The organism is Methanolobus sp. ZRKC3 (genome assembly GCF_045291275.1).
GTDB lineage: Archaea > Halobacteriota > Methanosarcinia > Methanosarcinales > Methanosarcinaceae > Methanolobus.
The window spans coordinates 958,603-981,306 of sequence record NZ_CP146982.1 but is presented as its reverse complement, the minus strand read 5'-3'; the positions used below and the strand labels follow the sequence as shown (position 1 = coordinate 981,306).

General features: G+C 38.8%; 22 protein-coding genes and 1 pseudogene. 13 read left to right on the top strand and 10 right to left on the bottom strand.

Annotation, left to right across the window (positions count from 1 at the left end; genetic code table 11):
- Window positions 1–97: 97 nt before the first annotated feature.
- Both V7O66_RS04940 and V7O66_RS04935 read right to left on the bottom strand, forming a co-directional pair.
- Window positions 98–961, bottom strand: coding sequence for a CPBP family intramembrane glutamic endopeptidase (locus V7O66_RS04940; protein WP_406661862.1), 864 nt, complete (start codon window positions 959–961; stop codon window positions 98–100).
- The gene (locus V7O66_RS04935; protein WP_406661861.1) at window positions 958–1,533 is read right to left on the bottom strand and encodes a hypothetical protein; all 576 of its coding nucleotides are present in this window, start codon (window positions 1,531–1,533) and stop codon (window positions 958–960) included. The genes V7O66_RS04940 and V7O66_RS04935 overlap by 4 nt, the downstream gene beginning before the upstream one ends.
- Window positions 1,534–1,939: 406 nt before the next feature.
- On the opposite strand from V7O66_RS04935, the gene V7O66_RS04930 reads away from it, so the two are divergent.
- Window positions 1,940–2,209 (top strand): DUF3303 domain-containing protein, encoded by a 270-nt coding sequence (locus V7O66_RS04930; RefSeq protein WP_406661860.1) that lies wholly within the window; start codon window positions 1,940–1,942, stop codon window positions 2,207–2,209.
- A gap of 303 nt (window positions 2,210–2,512) precedes the next feature.
- Here V7O66_RS04930 and V7O66_RS04925 read toward each other — a convergent pair whose 3' ends face one another.
- Window positions 2,513–2,827, bottom strand: coding sequence for a hypothetical protein (locus V7O66_RS04925; protein WP_406661859.1), 315 nt, complete (start codon window positions 2,825–2,827; stop codon window positions 2,513–2,515).
- Window positions 2,828–3,249: 422 nt separating this feature from the next.
- Here V7O66_RS04925 and V7O66_RS04920 point away from each other — a divergent pair, with 422 nt between their 5' ends.
- The 10 genes from V7O66_RS04920 (at window position 3,250) to V7O66_RS04875 (ending at window position 16,986) form a co-directional block, all read left to right on the top strand.
- On the top strand, window positions 3,250–3,468 hold the full coding sequence (locus tag V7O66_RS04920; protein ID WP_406661858.1) for a hypothetical protein: 219 nt from the start codon (window positions 3,250–3,252) through the stop codon (window positions 3,466–3,468).
- 159 nt (window positions 3,469–3,627) lie between these two features.
- On the top strand, window positions 3,628–9,081 hold the full coding sequence (locus V7O66_RS04915) for a hypothetical protein (protein ID WP_406661857.1): 5,454 nt from the start codon (window positions 3,628–3,630) through the stop codon (window positions 9,079–9,081).
- 491 nt (window positions 9,082–9,572) lie between these two features.
- A complete protein-coding gene (locus V7O66_RS04910) occupies window positions 9,573–10,385 on the top strand; it encodes a UDP-2,3-diacylglucosamine diphosphatase (protein WP_406661856.1) in 813 nt (270 codons plus the stop codon).
- A 380-nt stretch (window positions 10,386–10,765) separates the two neighbouring features.
- Window positions 10,766–11,377 (top strand): hypothetical protein, encoded by a 612-nt coding sequence (locus tag V7O66_RS04905; RefSeq protein WP_406661855.1) that lies wholly within the window; start codon window positions 10,766–10,768, stop codon window positions 11,375–11,377.
- 78 nt (window positions 11,378–11,455) lie between these two features.
- Entirely contained in the window at window positions 11,456–11,863 is a 408-nt protein-coding gene (locus V7O66_RS04900; protein ID WP_406661854.1) for a hypothetical protein, read from the top strand.
- Window positions 11,864–11,879: 16 nt separating this feature from the next.
- Window positions 11,880–12,839 (top strand): PASTA domain-containing protein, encoded by a 960-nt coding sequence (locus V7O66_RS04895; RefSeq protein WP_406661853.1) that lies wholly within the window; start codon window positions 11,880–11,882, stop codon window positions 12,837–12,839.
- A 73-nt stretch (window positions 12,840–12,912) separates the two neighbouring features.
- Window positions 12,913–13,158, top strand: coding sequence for a hypothetical protein (locus tag V7O66_RS04890; protein WP_406661852.1), 246 nt, complete (start codon window positions 12,913–12,915; stop codon window positions 13,156–13,158).
- Between the two features lie 300 nt (window positions 13,159–13,458).
- Complete coding sequence (locus V7O66_RS04885) at window positions 13,459–14,169, top strand: hypothetical protein (protein WP_406661851.1); 711 nt, start codon at window positions 13,459–13,461, stop codon at window positions 14,167–14,169.
- A gap of 217 nt (window positions 14,170–14,386) precedes the next feature.
- A complete protein-coding gene (locus V7O66_RS04880) occupies window positions 14,387–14,854 on the top strand; it encodes a hypothetical protein (protein WP_406661850.1) in 468 nt (155 codons plus the stop codon).
- A 26-nt stretch (window positions 14,855–14,880) separates the two neighbouring features.
- Window positions 14,881–16,986, top strand: coding sequence for a tetratricopeptide repeat protein (locus V7O66_RS04875; protein ID WP_406661849.1), 2,106 nt, complete (start codon window positions 14,881–14,883; stop codon window positions 16,984–16,986).
- Between the two features lie 23 nt (window positions 16,987–17,009).
- Here the strand turns inward: V7O66_RS04875 and V7O66_RS04870 are convergent, their stop codons facing one another.
- Window positions 17,010–17,924: an IS5 family transposase gene (locus V7O66_RS04870; RefSeq protein WP_406661848.1), complete on the bottom strand. Its 915-nt coding sequence runs from the start codon at window positions 17,922–17,924 to the stop codon at window positions 17,010–17,012.
- Window positions 17,925–18,162: 238 nt separating this feature from the next.
- Here V7O66_RS04870 and V7O66_RS04865 point away from each other — a divergent pair, with 238 nt between their 5' ends.
- Entirely contained in the window at window positions 18,163–19,185 is a 1,023-nt protein-coding gene (locus V7O66_RS04865; RefSeq protein ID WP_406661847.1) for a VPXXXP-CTERM sorting domain-containing protein, read from the top strand.
- A gap of 173 nt (window positions 19,186–19,358) precedes the next feature.
- Here V7O66_RS04865 and V7O66_RS04860 read toward each other — a convergent pair whose 3' ends face one another.
- Window positions 19,359–19,499, bottom strand: a complete 141-nt coding sequence (locus V7O66_RS04860; RefSeq protein ID WP_406661846.1) for a hypothetical protein — start codon at window positions 19,497–19,499, stop codon at window positions 19,359–19,361.
- A gap of 14 nt (window positions 19,500–19,513) precedes the next feature.
- On the opposite strand from V7O66_RS04860, the gene V7O66_RS04855 reads away from it, so the two are divergent.
- A complete protein-coding gene (locus V7O66_RS04855) occupies window positions 19,514–19,636 on the top strand; it encodes a hypothetical protein (protein WP_406661845.1) in 123 nt (40 codons plus the stop codon).
- A gap of 4 nt (window positions 19,637–19,640) precedes the next feature.
- Here V7O66_RS04855 and V7O66_RS04850 read toward each other — a convergent pair whose 3' ends face one another.
- The 5 genes and pseudogenes from V7O66_RS04850 to V7O66_RS04830 all read right to left on the bottom strand — a co-directional run bounded on the left by V7O66_RS04850 (window position 19,641) and on the right by V7O66_RS04830 (window position 22,667).
- On the bottom strand, window positions 19,641–20,015 hold the full coding sequence (locus tag V7O66_RS04850) for a nuclear transport factor 2 family protein (protein WP_406661844.1): 375 nt from the start codon (window positions 20,013–20,015) through the stop codon (window positions 19,641–19,643).
- A gap of 184 nt (window positions 20,016–20,199) precedes the next feature.
- Window positions 20,200–20,343 (bottom strand): annotated as a pseudogene (locus V7O66_RS04845) (CRISPR-associated endonuclease Cas1); the annotation flags it as partial.
- Between the two features lie 51 nt (window positions 20,344–20,394).
- On the bottom strand, window positions 20,395–20,883 hold the full coding sequence (locus V7O66_RS04840) for a GyrI-like domain-containing protein (RefSeq protein ID WP_406661843.1): 489 nt from the start codon (window positions 20,881–20,883) through the stop codon (window positions 20,395–20,397).
- Between the two features lie 312 nt (window positions 20,884–21,195).
- A complete protein-coding gene (locus V7O66_RS04835) occupies window positions 21,196–21,387 on the bottom strand; it encodes a TRAM domain-containing protein (protein WP_406662588.1) in 192 nt (63 codons plus the stop codon).
- Between the two features lie 791 nt (window positions 21,388–22,178).
- A complete protein-coding gene (locus tag V7O66_RS04830) occupies window positions 22,179–22,667 on the bottom strand; it encodes a UvrD-helicase domain-containing protein (RefSeq protein WP_406661842.1) in 489 nt (162 codons plus the stop codon).
- Window positions 22,668–22,704 lie beyond the last annotated feature (37 nt).

Here is a 22,704-nt window from a genome sequence, read left to right as displayed (position 1 = left end):
GATATTTCAAGAATAATCCTTGATTACGGGCATGGAAGGTATTCGGGGAAGGATGGCTTTTCCTTTAAACTGACTGAGGATTTGAGCTATCCTAGATCTAGATATCTTCTTTTTCAGCGAAACCTAACTTTCCTTTTGTGGCAACTGTAAGAACAATAGCCCCAAACACTAAAACGGCTATGACAGCCAAATAAAGAGAGAGGGAAATGGTCGGGAGGGAAGTTCCTTCCCCAGCTGCCACAAGCGAGCCATCACTTAAAATGATGGGCGCCCAGAAATCGATCCCTGCGTGCCATACGATGCCTGCAATCAGTGCGCTGGCCTTCGTTTTATTGTACAACCAGGTCATATAAACTGCGTTGGCAATGGTCCCCAACGTATACGGAATCACGAACCCCATCCCCATAGAGGCCGCTAATGCAGAAATAGCACCCTGTTCAGCAAAGAAGTCGGGCATGTGCCAAACACCCCAGATTGTGCCGATTACCAGACTGGCTATCAAGGGGCCATATTTAGTTTGCAGCCTAGGCAAGGCATAACCGCGCCACCCGAATTCCTCCCCAACCGGCCCGTTAAAGGGCAGTAAGATGACCAGAACAAGAAAAAGTGGTATCAAGTTGAGTTCTTCTTTGATCATGGTAAAAGGAGGAGATTCTCCCCCCAAAAGCAGATGTACGCCCAGACCGGCAAAGAATAAAACCGCTGTTCCAAATATGGCAATACCCCATAACCCTAACCGGGCTCGCCAGCGGCCAAATTGGCGCAGCAGGTCAATCAGCCCTTGCTTGCCTTCAATTGCAAAGACTAAGATGAAGGCAGCAAGCGAGGGGCCAATTATTAACATTTCAGCAGCCCTGCCGGTGTACCATGGAAACCAACTTATGATAAAAGTCAGTGCAAAAAAGATCATGATTTGGTACTTCTTTAGAAATTCTTTCATGGTCTTTCTGTTTTCGTTCATTTTTTGTCCCTCTCGCCCAGGTAAAAGAACAGAAAAGCCAGAACAAAAAAGATCATTATATTTGCCGGGCTTTCACCCAACCCCTCAACTGCAGTAAAATAAGGTCTGGCCATCTTCTCGCATGAGAACCATATTCCAGTAACCAAAAAAGTATATCCTGTCAATTTAAAATAAGAACTCCTTTCTTTAAGTTTCCTGGAATACTGCCACAATATTCCAAAAAAGAACAGCAATATTAAATTTCCACCGATACCGAACAAAACAGGAATATGTGGAAGCGGACCGTTAATAAAGGTAATTAAAGCAACAACAAGAAGAGTTCCACCTCCAAAAAGAAGACTTTTATCCCCATTGCCATAAAGGATAATACCAGTTCCTGCTATTATAGCGCCAAGTGGAACACCAAATGCCCATAAGAAGAACCAAAAACCAGGAACCTTCCACATGGTTTCATTTACTTCTTCCATTGTAGAAGCTTCCTTAAAAGTAGAAGTTACACTGTGACTTGCAATCCCTCCAATTGCCACAGCAAGGATTACACCGATCAGGAATATAGTTAATCCTAATTTCATTTATCCCACACCACATTAATAAAGTGGGATGCATAACTATTTAATATTTTTGGGCATGCCAACTTCACACAAATCTGGTTTTGTCCTTTAGGTAATAATTGGTTGTGCAAATTGTCCGCAAAACAGCGTTGCCATATTTTTCTTTGTATATATCCCCGACTTGCGATGCGGGGATATATGCAAGAAGAAAAAAGTGTACGGTGTTTTGCATCAAAAACGCACAACCATATTTTAAATTTCTAGGGAAAATGTGTATACTTTTTAGATAAAGTGCAAAACTATTTCCTGAATTGATTTCACAACTAAATTAGTAATATTTTTAGTAACTCAGTTTCCAAAAAACTATCAATATTGGAAAACAACTTCAAAATGTACATTTAACTTTGTATAAGGAGGGTGTTAAGAAATGTTATTTATAGACATAGTTACATGGGAGCCAAAGGACAATGACGAAGTGACAAACCTTTTTTCAAACTGGGAATATCCAGAAGGAATTAAGGTAATAGGAGAATGGATTGACTTGTCGAACTGTAGAACCGTTGTGGTATATGATGCAGAGAACGCTGAAGCTTATGTTGCTGCCACTTTCCCTTGGAGAGATATCTGCTATTTCGATAGCTTTCCTGTAATGGAATCAACTGAACTCATGAAACTCATGTCCGAGAAAATGAAATGATTTTTCGACATGATAAATGCTTTAAATGTTCGATGATCAACATTTTGTTGCCTCGTCGAACATCTCTTTTTGACAGTTTGGTGAAAAGGTTTATTTCTTGCTTATAATGTTTGTATTACAAACTATTAACAACGCTCTCCCCTCACATCTCCAACCTTTCCTTAACATGAGCATTCAGACTAAATGGTTTATCGCTCTTAGCATTCTTCTTCATGTAATGCAAACTTCCTTTTCTATGGGTTATCTTCATCCATATTTCCTTTATTTGGCAGAAAAGTTGAAGATCCTGAATATGAGGAAATGTCATAACGACATTTTCTCCAATACTTTCCTCATCTCCTTCGTGCCCAACTTAAAATCCCCTTCTCTCAACCTGTCCTTCAATTTCCGCAACGTACTCCTGTACTTAATCCCAATCTCCCTAGCTTCAGCAGGGGTTAAACCCAGAACAAAATCTCGTATTTTTTCAATATCAGGATACGTTTCTACGTGATTGCTCTCAAGCTCCTGCATTTCAGCTGCAGCTTTCTCAGAGAAGGTCAATGCAAGGATCAGTAGTGGTCCATCGGTGTAAGATACTGCTTTTAATTGAGCGTCGTTAAGGTCTGTAATTCCCAATATTACCACTCCAACATTGTGTTATTTAATCTGCATGACAATAAACGTTATTAAAAATATAATTATGGTTTGAGATTATTTTTGGAAAGAATAGTTTAACGCTATCAAAAAAAATCAATACCTTCATAAATTATAAAGGCATTTACATATATAATATATATATTCAGTTACATGAATATTATTATATACCCGTACATTCTATTTTTAGTTGGGTTAGTGAAATATACACAGTATATTTCAATTTAAGGAGCGAGCGTGGGGCAATGACAACTCCTTTTGATTAGTGTTAACTGTATTATTATGAATTTTGGGGGTGATTAAATGATTTTATGCGAGTGTGGGGAATTTGTCAAAAAATCAACATTTAAAGATTATATATGCACTTCAGTAAATCCTTCTACAAGAACGATAGGCCATGAAAAATGTGGCATAATATTCAATTTTTTGATGATACTGTCTCTAAAAAATATTCATCCAGAAAAGAATTAAAAGTTCTAGCCGGGCGATTTGCAGAGAAAAACAATATGGGTCCAGAAGTAATTGGAAGATTTTTGCTGGAAGTAGACAAGCTTAAGTCTTGTGGGAATTTGCTCGATCATAAAATAATTCTCGAAGCGTATAAGAGAGTATGGGATGAATAAAATGATTATTTATTTAAAGATGATAAGTGGAACTTAAATAATTTTGGTTTCGATTTTAATTTTTTTATTTATTTCTATGAAGTTGTTAGTAGGATTTCTACAGAACTAAAAATTGCAAAATCCCTTTAAGGGACTTGAAACACTGAAGAGGAATAAAATATGAGTAGAGTTAGTATCAATGGTTTTTTGAAACCCATAGATAATGGAGCCGTAGATGATGAATATTTAGGGCATTTTTTGAAGGTCAGCTACATTCAGGAGATTAGCGGTAATTCGATCTACAGCAAGGATCGCATTGATGTCGAACGAAACGGAGCCTTCCGTTTTTTCCTGCCTAAAAAGGAGCTGCTGGGTGGGGAGTCGGTCACGATCGCGGTGTTCGCGCCGGATGGTGAGCAATTGGGCACTCAAATTTACAGTTTTGGTAATCTGAATGTGGCCACTCTATCGGAAAACACAGAAGATGACACACAACCCCTAATTCTGCACGTGGATCCCAAGGTAATTCAATTCAATGAATCAAGCCCGGTTCCGGATGCCTATCAAAAGGTTGTGGGCAAGGTCATTGATATTTCTGGCGAGCAGAAGGCTGACGGCGTTCAGATCGCCATCATGGCCACTGATGACCCGAATGCTGCCGTGGATAGTCAAAGCTATCAGCCAATCTTCTCTGCACAGACCGATCGAAAGGGATATTTCTTTGGACGAGTGGATAACAAGACCCACGAACTGGCCTACGGACTGATTGCCGGACTCAAGGATGCGCCCATCCCAATAGTCCTCGATAACAAGAAAATCCCCAAAGACCTCATCCTGGTCGCTGATTTGTCGGAGTTGCCCGATGAGGCGGCGTCCAGCGGAGAAACCCCGAAGCTACCGGATTCGGACGATCTGGTTCGCAACCCCTCGTTTTCCCAAGATATAGGTGGGAAATGTATCGATTTTACTATCCCGAATCGCACCCTGGAAGAATTCAGCTTTTATCATACTGTTCGGACCACGGAACCAGAGATCAAAGGCCTGACTATTACGGCCAAGGAAAGCAAAGATATCAAAGCTGAACTGCAGACCACCTATGACGAGCTTATCTCGTTTGTCGACCGACTCAACAATTCATTAAGGACCTTATCCTTCATTGAGTACACCGTGGATGTAGAAAAAACAACAGAATCACAGGCTTTATCACAACCCACTAAAATGGATAATGTTGTCCCGTCCTCACCGGTCTATTATCTAAAGGTAACCTCAGGAAACACGCACCTCAAATTAAGCACACAAGATCTGTTGCAGGTGAATCAAGGAATCAACTTCAGCTATCTGATCAAAATGCTGGCTGAGCAGGAACGCCGCAAGGCGAAATTGCAGGAGTTACATCAGCAACTGGCCGCCGCCTATTGTGGTAAATACGGGGTTCAAGAATCCAAGATCTACTGCGAGACCTTGATGTCCAAGGATGCTTTGGATCGCGACACCCTGGAATCCATCCTTGGTCACATCTTGGAATACGAAAGCTTTGTTGAGAAAAATATCAAACTGGCCAAGCAGTTTAAAGATGTTGTCTCCGATTTTAGTGAACTGATGCAGCAGCATTTTGTGGATTCTGGGCTCATTGCTGTAATGAAAAAACGCGTGGTTAAGCTGATTCAGAACGTGGACACGACCACGAATGAATCGCAGAATCAAGAAGAACTGCTTGGCTATCTGCGACGTTTGGTGACCGAACTGGCACAGGCGGAAGAAAAAGATTCATACAATTTCGAACCCTGTCCGCCCATTGCAAAAACAGAAACCATGGGCATTCTGTGCATGATGCAGCAGTTTAAAGACACGATGGATACACTGCGTAATAAAGCCATATTCTCGCTCGGCGAGATTCTGATGATTCGCGCCAATTACGACGCATTTATCGCAAGTATCACGACATTTCTCAATCTTCTGGAGCAATTCCACAGTTTTTACACCTCAAGCGCAGCCTTCATGGTCTCCCTGGAAGATAATTACTTCATCGAGCACTACAACCCCATCAAGAGTTCGTTGAACACACTAAAAAGGCATATCTACACCGCCATCAATAAGATTGAGAATACTGAACGCGCCTACATCTATAACCACCCCGGTCGTAAGGAACTGACAGTTGAAAACAGCATCGACTGGGATGAAACTCCCACAATCTACGAGAACACCACGATTGCGCATGGCCATATCCTGCACTTCAAGCAAAAGTGGAAGGCTGATGGGTATTCGCTCGGGGATCTGCTCTATAGCCTGCCGCTGGCGCCCTGCCAGGAAAAGCAGATCGCGATTGTCGACTGGGATCGTAAAGAACATGCTGCTCGAAGCGAGGCTCAAACAGTCACGGAGACCTTGAAGGCCGACATTTCACGCGATCGAGATATCAGTGAAATTATCAATTCGTCTTTCTGGGAGAATATCAATGCCAGTTCAACCAATAAGACAAGCTCCACAAGCGCTGGCATCGGTGGTGCCTTAGGGTTCATAAGCAGTGGGTTCGGCCTCGGCATTGCAGGGGGAGTTTCCCATTCGGCGGCCTCATCCATTTCCACTGCCACACAAAACTCAGGTCGAAATCTGTCAGGCAGTACATTGAACCGGTTGCAGGACAATATCGCTCAGTCGGCTTCATCACTTAGAAGTCAACGCAGCACGGTCATACAGACCGTCGGGCAAACCGAGACCATGACGGTGCAGACCGAGGTGATTAAAAACAACAACCATTGTCATGCTATGACGGTGGAATATTTCGAGGTGCTAAAGCACTATGCCATTGAACAGGAACTTGTGGATGTCCAGGAATGCCTGTTTGTTCCGCTTCCGATGAGCCTTTTTGATGATCAAAAGATCCTCCGCTGGCGTAACACTTTGCGCCGGGCCGTTTATGGCCAAAAACTAATCCGAGGCTTTGATGCCATCGAACGGATCGAAAACAAGTACGCCGATTCGGACCTACCTATCGGCAGCTACGCTGATGAAGTGATTGAGGATTTCAGCGGTAACTTCTCCATCTCGTTCGAACTCGAACGTCCTTATATCAGCACGATCGACGAGGCTACAAAAACTGAAAAATATGATCTGAGTAAAGCGTTCCCCTGGTATTGGGGATTTCTGGTATTCAAGCAGGAAGTTCCACTGACTGAAGCCGAGAAGGACACTATTTTCGAGACACAGTATGCCCCGGATATCGTTCGCACGTTTATCGATAAGATCGAGGTTCATGCTATCGCTGAGGATGGTACTGAAGTGCCGTTGGACCTAGACTTTACCTTGCTCTCTAACTACCGTCACCGCGTCCCGCTGAAGGTGAGCGTTGCTAGCCGAACAACACAGAACATTACCCGACGCCAAATAAAACATCTACGCTTTAGAGCCAACACAACAGTTAAGTCATCATCCAAAATCATCTTGCGTTCAGCCTATCTCTATTACCGAACTAAGCATCTGAATGAGTCCATCGTCCGGAACAGTCGAGTTAATAATGACATCATCAACACGGTAGAGGTCGTCATACCTATTATCGGTGTTCAGGTCAAGACCGATGCTGCATTGATGTATACACCACTTTCCAAGAAAGAACTCAGGAATCCGAGAAAGGAAGACATTGAAGCTGCCGCTGCTTTGGTCAGCTTTTTGGACGAGCACCTAGAGATGGCCCATAAGGTGATATGGTCCAGCATGGATGCCAGTCGGTTGTTCGGCCTGTTGGATGGCTACATTGCACCGAATTCAGGCGGCAAGAGCGTCGCCAGTGTTGTCGAGAACAAAATCATGGGCATCGTCGGGAATAATCTTGTGCTCAAGGTCGTGCCCGGTGAGCGGCTTGATCCAGTTTTCAAGGATGTAGAAGACTTGGTGACTTACTATCAGCCTACGATGAAGCCAGATCCATTCAGGATCAGCGTTCCGACCAAAGGTGTCTATGCGGAATCTATCATGGGTAAATGCAACAGTTGCGAAGAAATCGATGATTCCCGACACTGGCGCTTTGCCGAAGCCCCATGTGATGCAAAACCCACGGGTATCGAATCCGTTTCCACCAGCAGCCGAAGTTTGGATGTGGGTAATCTGCAGGTAAAGGATCTACCGTCAAGCATCATTGCCATGCAGACGGCACCAGCTGCGCCAGACCCCACCGGCCTAGGTGCGGCATTTAATCTTCTTGGCAAGAGCGATGTCTTCAAGGACATGACTGGCTTGGCCGGTACCCAGGCCAATGCACTGAAGGCTTTGCAGACCACATCCCAAAGTGTAACAGATCTGGCAAGTATAGGTGCAGAAAGCATGACAAGTTTGGCAAATGTAGGTGCGGATCTCCAGAAGCATACTGCTATGAAGAAAGACATCGGCAGGACAATGAAAGCCATTAAGGAGGCTAAGACTGATGGACATATTTCCGAAGAACAGTCCAAAAAGCTTGCTTACAGCGCCTTGAGCTCGATGGTAGGTGAGCCGACTAAAAAAGAGGTAAAAAAGGCTACAAATGAAGAGGTTAAGGAGTTGGCCAATACGGCAGGCAAGAATGAAGCAGCTATCAAAGTCTCTCGTCCTGGCGAAATCGTAGAGGTCGACGCTCGTAAAACAACAAAAGAGGATACCTTAAAACCAAGAATCATTTTAACAGATCAGACATCAAGCGCTGATCATCGAGCCTTCAAACCTTCTTTGAACGACAAATCTCTGATTATTGAAGTTGGTGCACACTTTAAAGACGCTCCAGAAGGTTCACACTTGCGTTGGTCAGCTGACCCCAGCGCATTGAAGATTGACAATCCAAAAGTACCAATAACTCGAGTACGGGGCATTAAACCGGGTAAACAAACCTTGGTTATTGAGTTATTTGATTCTGGTGGAAATCAAATTGCAAGCGAAAGGATTCAACTTTCAGTTCCACAATGTGTCACCGTAACTGAAAACAAAGCTCTATTTGACGCGGCACTGGCATCCATTAAACTCACAGGTCAGAAGAAGAATGTCGTTAACGAGATGAAAAAAGTAGTTGAACATTTGCTATCGAAAGCCAATGTGCGTGTTTTCTGGAAAGTTGACATTATTAGCGAAAATATACCGAATCATGTGCCAGCTAAGAATGTAATTATCGCAACCATCAAGAATACTGATATTAACGGCAGGTTAGGTGTTACATCCAGCTCCACTAATGCTGACACTTTCAACGAAACAATTGAAGTATATCCGGGGATGTACGATGAACCAGATGCCATAGATGTGGATACTGAAACCCAAGCGCTAATTATCCAGCTTGAAACCGATTTGCCGGGAAATTCAAACCTCATTCCAGTTGCCACAAAAGTGTATGGTCGACTGATAGGTGAAACCCTTAGCCACGAAATTGGACACGCCTTGCTCTGGGATGACATACCTGGTAGTGGTCATAATTCACCAGCAATTGCCAATGATTTGATGAATAAAGGAGTAGATCGACCATTTAAACAGCGTACCGGTATGGAAAATACCGCACAACAAAGTCCGGTTAAACCTGAGCACTACAAGGATAACGGGATTGCCACCATCAGCAAATTCAAGCTATCTAACCAAGGACTCATTGACAACCAGTGGCCAGTTCCACCGGCGTTTAGCTGATTTGGTGAACAGAGCCATTAATTAAAAAAATCTCTTTATTGGGCCTTTTGAATAAAGGCACTGTACGATTCTTACACGTCAATCTTTCAAAAAGGAAGAGGTGGAATCATTCCTTATTGAGCTGATTTCTACTGAACCACAATGGTACAAATTTCAGTTTATCGTTGAATGGTATGATGTTGCACATCCGAGTAAAATTAAAGTGCTAAAATCACCTGAATCAACTATAGATTTTCCACCCGATGTTAAAGACTTAGTAGCGCGCTCTTAAAACCTCTGACACATTATGATTAACAGTATTATTTTGGCTCTGTAGAAATCCTACCACCTAGTTTAATTTTTAGATATAAGTCCATCTAAAATAAGTGCTTCAATTTGTTTTGACCACAAAAAAGGAGCACTCCACTTTAAACCAATTCATAATTGTAAATTTTAGATCGTATTAGGATTTCTACAGAATCCTAATTCGATAACTTTAATGGGGGAATTTTATGTCAATTGTTGTAGTTTCAGACGTTCATTTAGGAACGAAAGAATCGAATGAACAGACTTTTATTGATTTTTTAAACTCTTTTGATTTTAAACAATTTGATGACTTTGTTCTTCTTGGGGACATCATCGATCTTTGGCGTAGGGATTGTAAAAATGTGGTGCGTGAGACCACTAAAACATTGGAGTTATTAGCCGATATAGGTGATAAGACAAGAGTGCATTACATAGTGGGAAATCATGATTTTTATTTCCTGTTTATGAAAGAAGACCTTGGGGACGGGTTTCAATTTGAAGTAAAAAAATCAATCGTAATCCCAAGTGGGTCCACAAACTTCTATTTTACACACGGACATGAACTTGAAGTACTCTGCAACCCATATCATTTTCCATTAGACGCTTACGAGGCCTTCAGCAAACGTCTATGTTTGGCAGGAGATGATACAGGTAATGCCGCTGACTATTTATGGAACTCATGCAAATCGGCCAAATCATGGCTAAGTAAACTTACGGGGGTACCTGATCACATAGATTTGGCATTGAAGTCAATGTTTGAGCCACCAAAAACTCGATTAAAAGGTAAACATAAAGCACTCAATTCAATTGAAGAGTTGGCAAAATCAAATGATAGACACTCCCGTTTCGGAATTAAATCAAAAGAATTTCTTATATATGGCCATACTCACACGCCATACATAGATATCTACAATCGCGTTGCAAATACTGGTTGCTGGGGAGTTGAGGGCGAAGGGAAATACTCGTATATGGAAATAATTGATGATGAACCACATCTTAGAAATTATACTAAACAATAATATTTTTTGAAATGGGGAAATTATAAAACTTTCTTTGGACTAATAAATATGTAAAGGAAGCAATGAAATGGGGTGGAAGATTTGGAACTACCATTGCGCGTAAGATTGCGAACTATATCGGCATTTGTTAAACAAAACACAATCATCCCCTTTGTGTTTTCTTGTGATGAGCAATACTCAGGGGATTTATCCATTTTAAATTATTATGTTAAAATAAAACAGAAAGTAGATTTTTTACAGAGCCGAGAAACCATATTTTGATGTGCTCAAAAAGCAGCGTTTATATTTAATTAATTTTTATAGTTTGCATAAAATTTTTAACAATATTTATAAACTATGTTAGGCATTATATATATATTGCTTAATTTAGGAGGGATTTTATGGTATCTGTGGGTCAGAAATTACTAGATGTTCCTTTCGGGGACATGATAAAAGAAATGGCTTTTGCCATTGCAGAGGGGCAGACGGCACTGGATATAAACTCTATCAATGTTGCGCAAGCCCTTGCAGAGACAGAACTACAACCTGATAGTGTAGTTCTCTACGTAGAGGAAACAGTGGATGAGAATGGTAACGTAACTGCCACCGAGGTAATTACAAACGACAAACCAATGTCCTTGTTGACATATGGTCTTGAACCTCGTTTCTATGAATTCACTGAATCCATCATTGAGGTTAAAATGACTATCTCGATGAAGAGGGAGTATTCAACAGAAAGGAAATATGGCAGGGAGTTCAAATTCACCAATGAGTCAAAAATAAAAGGAAGCTATAAGTCGAGTGGTCTTGCAGGTTTTCTTTTCGGTAAATCAAAGGTTAGCTACGAGAACACCACAAATGTTGCATACACCTCGACCTACAATGCAACATATAAGTCAAAGTACACTTTCAATGAAGAAGGTAGCAGTCTTCTGCGAACCACTCTGAAACCCGTGCCAGCACCGGATAGAGCTGTCCCAACTATCAGGGTCAAAGAGGCTCCTTCCCCATAAAGCAGCATGTGTTGTATCAATGCAGCGATGTCTGCATTGATAATTTATTTTTTATAGAACATTGAAGGAGAGAATGCTTTGCCATCCAGTAGTAGTGTGAATATTGAAGAAGTTCTTATCAGTCCGCTTTCAACCATATTGAGTGAAATGGGCAGATCCATTGCACAGACGCAGAGGACACTTGACCGTAATTCTATTGATACCCAGATTGAACTTTCAACCGATGAAGTGCTTAAGGAATATGATCTGCAAGCCACTTGGTATCATATGCCTGAAGTGGATATCGAGCTCAAAATAGCCCTGTCGATGAAATATGAGGAAGAAAGGGATTCCAAGAATCGTATAAGGGGATACAAGCCGATCCTCAATGCAGCACCTTTGAATGCTTCTTACAAATCACTTAATTCATATGCTGCAGAAGGTTCAAGTGTCCTTAAAGCCAAGATAGTATCGGTTCCACCATCTTCTAGGACTGTGGAAGAATGATGTTTGGAGGGGTGGAATGAGCAACATTACAGATCTCAAGCAGAATATCGAACGTTTGAACAAGTCAACTACCGCTACATCAAAAAGACAGAGCTACGCCCTGGTCCAGAAGAGTATTGAGGGAGTAGAATCTGAATTTGAGGCTGTCCGTGAAGAACTCACATCTAAAACCGATACGCTGGAACAGCTGAAAAAGGAAAATCTGGTTTTGAAACAGGATTATACTATACTCAATAGCCGGGTGCAGGTCATTCTCAGAGAGAAAGAAGAAGCAGAAAAGAAACTGGAAAAACTTTCACGCACAAGGCCAGAATTATCTTCTGCAAATCTAGTGAAGGCATTCAGTGATTCTTTTGAGAAGATGGGCGAATCGATCAATAGTAGTTCCTCAAGGGTGAACTATGGTGTAAATTCCATGAATATCAAACTCAAGACGAATATCGCAGTTCAAGGCAGTGAACTTCGTTTCCAGTTCCCAAAGGCTGATGACATAATTCCTGCAGATAATTTGAGTGAGCTAGAATTTACAATAAGATCATCACCAAAGGAACCTGAATTCTCCAGCTATGTAGATGTACCTGATGTAATGGGTATGGGCCTTGATGCAGCAATATCTACATTGAAGAATGCAGGTTTTGCAAAGGGTGAGATTATTGAAAAGGACAGTGACATTGCACAAGGAACAGTCCTATCCCAGATGCCTTCCGGAAGTTCAGTTGCAAAATCCGGAGATGCTGTTGATCTAGTGATATCTAAGATAACGTCTGTTGCGGTTCCGAATGTTGTAGGTATGACCCTGGCTTCTGCCAAGAAGACATTGTCGGCCAGCAATCTCAGTACCGGGAAAGTAACAGAAAAGGCAGATTCTTCAAAGGCCGGCACGGTTCTAAGTCAGTCTATATCTTCCGGAGAATTTGTAGATATAGGGACTTCTATAGATATTGTGATAGCTGTTTCTAGAAGAGGTCCTGTATAGTTATTGGAGAAAGGTAACTGTTAATTCTATAATTTATCTGTTAAAAATCCATTCAAAAGAAGGTTTTGATTATATGCCTGTTGAAACACACATCATAAGGATTGCAGATGGTGCAACTCCTTCTCAGATAGAGTTTATTCTCAAAACTCTTGTAAGTATAGGTGGGCGTGTGGAAATTGTTTCAAATAAAAGTATAATTGCCACTTTCAATGGTGACTATGTTGATGTGATTAGGCAGAAACCTGGTGTGGGTCTGGTTGGCGGTGTCAAATTCAGGGGCAGAACTATCAAAAAAGTTGTGAAACGAAGTTCTGTCTGATAAGTTTACTTTTTTCAGTAGAAAATATGGTTCAGTAGAAATCCTCAATATTCGGACGACAATCAAATTTTAGATATTATTGAATGTGTTGCAAGATATTGGATTGTAATCTCAATTTTAGACATAGGGGAACGAAAATCCTGGTGATATTTCCAGAAGAGTGAATAAAAAGATATTCAGAGTTAATACTTGAGAAAGTAACTTCATTTTGATTTCAACAACGATCTTTTAATTCTATCTATAATAATTTACCATGAAAGTAACATGGTTTTGGATTAGGGGAATAATAGGTGATGGAAAATGAAAAGATTTTCTACAAAGAAGGGAAGAATGGGGAGCATTTTTATAGCCATAATTTTTATGTTGGTCCTGTTTTCATCGGTGTCAGCTGCTGAAAATAACATCAGTGAAATAACAGTATCACCGTCAATTGAGCTACCTTATGGCTGGTTTTATATTGTCTTATTTGTAGTCCTTTTGGTATTTGGGGCAATACTTGTTATGGGCTATAAAGCTGATACATGTTTGAACAAAGGGGAGATGAGGAGGACAATCGCAGGAACCTTTGTTGTTGGATTCACGATATTGTTGCTCTTATCGCTTTTTTATGAATTTAGGAATGATGAAATTGTAACTGCATACGTTCAGATGACAGGTGTTGTTATTGGATTCTACTTTGGGACCAGAAGTGCATTGGGAAAACAAACAGGTGTTTCCGGTGGTCTGAGCATCGAAAATGTCAAGTTTGAGTTAGATTCATCGGGTAACCCAGATAAAAAGATTACACTTTCTATAAGGAATGGGGGGGATGTTGGTATTCGCGTGGATAGGATTTACTTGAACGGGGAAGATTTCGATAAGGATGTCCAGATTGAACCGCAAAGATCCAAGAAGGAAACGATTACACTTAACGAGATATGGACACAAGGGAAGGGATACAATATAAAAGTTGCAACCACAACAGGGGATATTGCTGAGAATGTGTTTTTATCTCCTGTAGAAGAAGGATAAGTGGGGAAAATAAGTGATGTCTGACGTTAATTGGAGTTTATAAGAATAGCAATGATTATATTTATATTCAATATTTGTATGAAATAAAGAAAATATTTCTGATGTACAACTTGGATTATTATTGCTGTTTTTATTAACGTGTCATTATAAATATGCCATTATTGCATGATTTTGAAACAATAAAGTAATGATTTCTAAATGTGGGGGTGCTATTTCAATGATGAATAATGAAGCTTATAAAACAAGATCAGATTTATATGAATTAGAATTAAAAAGAACTGAAGCGATTGAAAGTAAAGCAGCAAATGTTGCAACATTTGCAGGAGCTATTCTTGCTTTAGAATACACGATTTTGTCTGATTTCTATGAAAATTTTTCAAATTTTGGCGCAGTATACAAACTTATCGCGATAAGTACAGGTTTTTTTATAGCTGCTATAGTACTTGGCATGATTACAATTGTGGGGAAAAAAAGAAGTGCAGCAGAGACATTGGGTATTATCGAGGGATGTGTGAATGATAACGAAGGACTTGCCAAAGCATGCCCTAAATTATCGAGTGATATTAAAGAAATCAGTGAAAAAAATGATGATAAATTAAAATACTTTGGTGGATCTATTTCATCATTTTTTCTAGGAGTTGTGTCTGCAGGAATATTAATCATCGGAATAGTGATTTCACTTTAAAGATTCGTTGAAGGGGGGGGAGCCATATGGGAAACAAAATTAAAGTTTTCATTAATGTATTATTCGTTATTGTTATTATTCAAGCTATAAGTTTCATTTTGGTAATGTATGGACAAGAATCTAACTTAAAATCTTGCGAAAATTCTGCAAATGATTATGATAAGAATGGACAAATTGAAAAATCAATTAATGAACGCAATAAAATTATAAATAAAACATCAGAAAAAGAATTCTCAGATTACTACGCATCAAATCAAAACAAAGTTGGAAATTCATACATTAAATTGTCTGAAGTTCAAAATAAAGAATCAAATCTCGAAATAGGTATCGATGCATACAATAAGGCTCTGAGGGTCTACACAGATGAGGGTTCCCTTGAATATGCTGAGATTCAAAATAGTCTCGGCTTAGCATATAGTAAGATGTATGAGATCAAACATGAAGAACAAGATCTTGAAAAAGGTATCGATTCGTACAATAAGGCTCTGAGGGTCTACACAGATGAGGGTTCCCTTGAATATGCTGAGATTCAAAATAGTCTCGGCTTAGCATATAGTAAGATGTATGAGATCAAACATGAAGAACAAGATCTTGAAAAAGGTATCGATTCGTACAATAAGGCTCTGAGGGTCTACACAATTAGATTTTCTCCCCTTAAATATGCAAAGGTTCAAAATAACCTCGGAGTGGCATACAGTAGGTTGTCTGAAGTTCGTGAACCAGGAATAAACAGCAAAAATGCTATTGATGCTCACCAAAAAACACTGCTAATATACACAAATCTGAGTTCCCCATTTGAATATGCTGAGACCCAAAATAACCTCGGAGTGGCATACATTAAATTGTCTGAAGTTCGAGATAAAGAATCTAATCTCAAAAAAGCTATCAGTGCTCATAATGAATCCTTAAATATATACACAATTGTAAATTCCCCACTTGAATATGCTGAGACCCAAAATAACCTAGGTGTGGCATACAGTAAGTTGTCTGAAGTTCGCGAACCAGAAATAAACAGCAAAAATGCCATCAGCGCTCATAATGAATCCTTAAACATATACACAATTGTAAATTCCCCACTTGAATATGCTGAGACCCAAAATAACCTCGGAGTGGCGTACAGTAAGTTGTCTGAAGTTCGTGAACCAGGAATAAACAGCGAAAATGCTATTGATGCTCACCAAAAAGCGCTGCTAATATACACAAATGAAAGTTCCCCATTTGAATATGCTGAGACTCAAAATAACCTCGGCTTAGCATATAATAAGATGTATGAGATCAAACATGAAGAACAATATCTTGAAAAAGCTATCAATACATACAATGAGGCTTTAAAGATTCATACAAATGAGAATTCCCCATTTGAATATGCTAAGACTCAAAATAATCTCGGAGTTGCATACAGTAATCTTCCAGATATTGAAAATAAAAGACAAAATCTCGAAAAAGCTATCAATGCATACAATGAGGCTTTAAAGATTCATAGAAACGAGACTTCCCCATTTGAATATGCTAAGACTCAAAATAATCTCGGAGTTGCATACAGTAATCTTCCAGATATTGAAAATAAAGGACAAAATCTCGAAAAAGCTATCAATGCATACAATGAGGCTCTAAAAATTTATACATATGAAGAATTTCCAATTAAACATGCTGAGACCCAAAATAATCGTGGGAATGCATATTATTATCTAGCTAATTTTGAGGTTCAGAACAAAGAAAATAATCTTAATGAGGCAATATCTGCTTATGATGAAGCTCTTAAAGTTTATACCAAAGATGGTAATCTGTATAAATATGGAATAATTCAAAACAACATCGGAAATGTACATAATGACTTATCCAAGATTCAAAACAAAAAAGAATATCTTAACAAGGCTGTTGATGCCTATCAGGAGGGACTGAAAGTTATAACCCCTGAGAGTAACCCAATTGAATATTCAATAATTAATAATAATCTTGGAGACGTATATGAAGAACTATCGCAAATTGACAATAAAATTACTAATGATGAAAAAGCAAAAGATGCCTACGAGGAATCTAGAGAAGTTTATAAAATTGTAGGATATTCAATGGACGATACAAGTATTCAATATTACGTTGAAAACAATACAGTTATTTGGATGGATTTTTGAATAAGCAAATATATGTAGGTGGATTACTGATAAAGGTGGATTTTTGGCTCTGTAGAAATCCTCATTTGAATAATAAAAATAACCTTGACATACCTGTCAAGGTTATGTACTAATATCTTGAATTTGACTTCTTTTACTTGATTCCAATACTTTTTAGCCCTGATCACTTCACTATATTTTCTTTTCAGAACAGAGAACATCGTTTCTACCAAATTTCTGTTATGATACAATGCTTTGTCAAATTCCCATACCATTTTTCTTCTAAACTTGCCTTTGATTTTCTTCCGTTTCCTCTGTCTAAGGGGAATCATAGCAATTGAATTAAATTCGTCTCTTGTTAGTGAATGTATGTCTTCTGAATCGTATGCTTTGTCCATGACATAGTAACTTGATCTGCGAGTTTTATGACATTGCTTCAACAATTTCATTGCATGCTTTGCATCATGCACAGGTTTGGCTGATATCTTAAAACCAGTAATAATGAACTTGCCAGTATCAACAGAAATACTCGTTTTTAGGAATGATCTACGTTTTTTTCCCGTCCTCCAAGAATAATAATAACTACAGTGGCCACTAGTAAATCCACTTGAGTCGATAGCTGTAACCTCTATCTTTTCACCATGAGAATAAAAGAGTTTTAGTGTTTGTTGTAGCAATCCACGGAAGTAAACGGATTTGAGTCTTGTAACGAATTTATGAAGTGTGGTAAAGTGTGGAACCTTTTTTAGTCCTATTCTTGTCTTTACATCATCCATTACTTCGATAAGTTCAACAATATCTCTATAATCTTCATTAAGATACTCTTTCAGCAAAACCAATACCAATAACTGGTGTTGTGTATATTTTCTTTTGGAATACTTGCAACTATAGATCTGAAGATGGGAGTTTCCTGATACAGCTTGCGCTGTATCAACAAACTTTAAGTATTTGTTAGACAAAACACAATCATCCCCTTTGTGTTTTCTGTGCTAAGTAATACTCTGGGGATTAATCCTTTTTAAATTTTTATGCTAAAATAAAATATGAAGTAGGTTTTCTACAGAGCCATAATATGCAAAATTCATATTCACTATGAATTGTGGGGAATTTTAAATGAAAGTTAAATAAAATCTGGTTTATTGAGTCATCGATCATCAATTATTGAAATTATTTGTATAAGGGGGTAAGATTATTAATATGTTTAAATCAACCGTAGTTCTACTGATAATGTCTTTATTGTTTTTTGGCATCTTCAGTTCTCCAGCATTTGCACAATTTCCGCAAGATCCAAACCATACTGAGAAAGATTTATTCAACACAATATTTAACAGACTTAATGATAGTATTTCTAAAGGATTGGTTCCTCATTCTGTTAACAACACAAGTGATAGCTTTTTCTCTCCAGTCCTCATAGAAATTGATTGCTCTGAAGTGAAAGAAATAGAGAAAGTTGAAATTAAGGTCACAACTCGCTTGATCAATTGGAATAAAACTGAAGCTGATAGACTTGGTGATAGAACAGCGATGGCATATTTTTGGAATGAACCTGTTGTAAAAATTGAAAATAAAATAAAAAAATTGAATTTTACGAATTATTTAATGATAGATTCAGTTAACGCAACTAAGCAAGAAAAAGATACACTTGGTCAAATTATTAATGAGGCATTGCTTTATCATGAAATGCTTCATGGTCAACTTCTGATTGATGCAATGAAAAATGGTGCAAATTGGAAAGCAAAAATATGCAAGTGTGAGTTTGATTTAGGTCCATCAGATATGGAGCATACAAGGATATATGATCTCGAATCAGATTATAGACGACGTTTGGGCACTGATAGAGGTTATGAGATTGTAGAGAAAAAAATAATCACTGAGGCAGACATAAACGGAAATTTTGAAGAGGAGATTGCTGATATAGCAGAGTTAAAAGGAAAGACAATAATTACTCCTACAATTTATGTTCCTCCTGGTGGTAATGTAGAGGCTGCAAATTTAGAATTTCCTAGTGGAGAAACAGGGCCTATAAAAATTAAAGGCAAGCTTCGTGATGAAAATAAAGAAGGTAAAGTTGAAGCGTATATAGATCCAGATAATATAGGGATTTTTGCAGATATAACCGTTAAGCCTTACATTGAAGTTATGCCAACCGCTAATCCTTTGCTGACAGTAGGAGTACTTGGAATAGCTATTGTTCTTTTCTTGAGAAAAGAAATGAGATAATTGAACCTTTTTGCAGTTGAGGAAGTAAATCGCTTCCTCTTAATTTCATTTTCTCAACATCCTCCCCACATCTACAACCTTTCCCTGACATGAGTATTCAAACTAAAAGGCTTATCCGCTTCAGCATTTTTCTTCATATAATGAAGAGTGCCCTTTGAGAATCCCATTTTCTTTCATTCGGTGTAAGACATATCAATGATCTTCTTTCTCAACAGATCAGAATCATCTCTTTCAGCTACATAAGCAGGTTTGTTGAACTCAACAGCTTTCCTCTTCCCAACAAGATGGTGGCTTAACTCCCTTGCTTTTAGCAACAGGACAGATCCCCATGAACTATTCTTATTCCTGTACTCAACCTTGCCACATCAAGAAGCTGGAAGATGTGGATCAGGATTTCCTGCGGGAGCTGGTGAAGAAGTCTGTGGAGTATATGAAGAAGACGAGTTTGTAAACCTTCAATTTATTCCTAAGGATGCCCTGTTTTCTCTCGTATCTTCAAGGATGCGCCACTCATCAATTTGATCATCCTTGACTGATGCTGTCCAGAGTGCAGGCCCATCAAGCAATTCATTTGAGCAAGTTGAAAAGCCAATAACGACCACTCTATCACCTTTTGATTCAATTCTGGTGAAGTGGTTTCTATAGTCAGGAACTAACTTAAAAAATTCAATCCAAGAATTTTCCACTTCGGCTTTTCCCGTTTTGGTTGTTTCTTCACCTTCAACCAATTTGGTGCCTTCTGACAGCAATTTGCCCAATTCATCTGCATCCTGATTGTTGATGTACTCATTGAATTGCAGGACAGTTAATTTTGGATCTCTTGTGTTCATATCATTTCCTTCAACGACTTGCTATGTAAATTATGTCGTTTTAAATGAAGAAAATGCTTTCGTTGTTGATAAAAAGTCTAAAGTTGTAGAACTCTTTCAATTCCCATATGAGTCTCCACCTCGTAAACCCTAATTTTTTATCACAAGTTATATGAATGTATCTAAATTCAACCAATTTCTTATTTTAGCAGCACTCTCCCCAATTCTCTAGCCTCTCTCTTACGTGAGTATTGAGGGTAAGCGGCTTATCACTTCTGGCATTCTGTTTCATGTAATGCAACGTACCTTTAGAGAACCCCATCTTCTTCCATTCAGTATAAGGCATGTTACTTTTGTTAAGAGAAGCATTTACATTTCAGAAATGCCCCCTGGATCTTATTCACTTGACTGGCATGCATATATCAAGAATATGATGCTTTTCCGGATGCTCCTCGGGATCATTCAAATAAATTTCATAGCTTGCCCGGGACATGTCAATTTCAAGGTTATTTCGCATCAACCACTCAACGATATTTTCCCATGCAGATACATATTCTTCTGCTCCTGTCAGTTCTGCATGCATTACTACATACTTTCCACCGGGAAGTTTCTGCTCCTTGATCTCCCCCTCGACTTCAACATCATCGTTTATGGTCATGCACGCATCCAGCTTAAGTTCTTCCGGAGGGGTAACTCTTGGATCACCGTAATAGGCAGACATAAAAAGAGTATTCGGTCCTATCAATTGTTTCGGACCTGCCCAGTTGCCCAATTTACCGAACAGCTCTGCAAAGACCTCGACCTTACCCACATAGTTGCCGACAAAAGAAACGCATGCTACGGTTCTTTCTTCTAATTCTGTTATCTCTGGTTCGTTTATAATTTCCAAACTTAGCACCCACCTTTAATTTCAAACTATTTTCTGTAATAAGTACTATAAAAACTCATAGTAAGTTGATTGAAAGTAACAACCATTTCTTACCAAAAAAAAGAACAAAATTGGTATCTGTGGCAAAACGAACGAATCAATATTAGCCCCAAGTTTCCAACCTCTCCTTCACATGAGTATTGAGAGTAAATGGCTTCTCACTCTTGGCATTTTGCTTCACGATAAAAAAACAAAACTCAATAGAAAAGTAAAGATGGAAAACCAATATCTTGATTTTCCACCACATGTTTAATTAATTATTAATTGTAAGAATTAAGCCAATTCGCCGAATGCGAACTTGCGCATTACTTTTGTAACTTTTATTGTAACTTCATCGCCAACAGAGGTGTTTGGCACGAAAACAACAAATCCGCTTACTCTTGCGATTCCGTCGCCTTCTCTTGCAATATCTTCAATTGTCACTTCGTAATTTTCTCCAGCTTCTACTGGAGCATTTGAATCCATGTTATTAAACAAATATTTCACGTCCTTTAAGTATTAGCTTAAAAAGAATACAACCATTTGGTTAAAGATACGAAAAAACAGTAAATACGATTAAAGTAATACCATCTAGACCTATAATTATCAAAGTAGTTTCAGTCTCTAAAAGCACTCCTACAAAGTTCGGATACTACATAAATCTGTTCGTATGTACCCAAACATAATATTCTTAATCAAATAATTTGATTTCACTGTGTCCTTTAACGATAACTTAGCATTCTTTTTCATGTAATGCAAATTACACTTAGAGAACCCGCCCCCTTTCAATCAGAATAAAAAAACTGAGTATCTTTTGCCTGATATCATCTGAATCCTGTATTTCAACAGCATAAGCAGGGTTACTAAAATCAATACTCTTCCTTTTAGCAACAAGATACTGAGCCAATTTCCTGGTTTTCAGTAAAAGATATAAATCCAAACTATTGGGTTTGTGTATATTCCATGTCAGGATGAATATACATGTGGTCGGTAAAGTTACCGATTTTTAAAAAAGAATGGTTGTTGGGTTCTGTAGAAAATCTATCAAAACTGAATATCGAGGATTTCTACAGAGCCCTATACTTATAAAAAATTAATATTTATCTTCCCCAATACCACTTACCCATCTATTGAGACAAGTAAAGGCTTTATTCTGAGGTATAACTCATATAGCTTTAGATATCGTAAATCTGTAGTAACCGCAATATTCTTGTAGGGTGCATGTCATGTCGTCACATATCAAGCGCACTATTTATAGTACTCATATCTTTTGGTGTTTACATATCGGCTTCTATCTGACGAAGAAAGTATGTATTTACGAAAAGGTTTAAACACTTAAGTAGGCTTGTGATGAGGTCTGAGGGCACAGTGGGAATGGCGATGTATTCAAAATTGAAAGAATCAATATTCTTTGCACCCCATACATGTGAGTGTTCTTTAGATATCAGACGGGTCCCGTGGTTTATACCCATATCCAGAGAAAAGTCACGTATAAGCTCGTTACAGAATGAATGAAATGTGGACACAGTTATGCCAGAAGAAGAACCAATGTTCTTTTCGATCCTATTCTGCATCTCAGCTGCAGCCTTTTCTGAGAAGGTCAATGCAAGGATCTTATCCGGCTCAAGACCTCCTTTTATTAACTGTACTACTTTCTCTGTTATTGTTAGTGTCTTTCCGGACCCAGGTTCTGCAAGGATAAGAAGTGGTCCATCGGTGTAAGATACTGCTTTTAATTGAGCGTCGTTAAGGTCTGTAATTCCCAATATTACCACTCCAACATAATGTTATTTATTCTGCGTG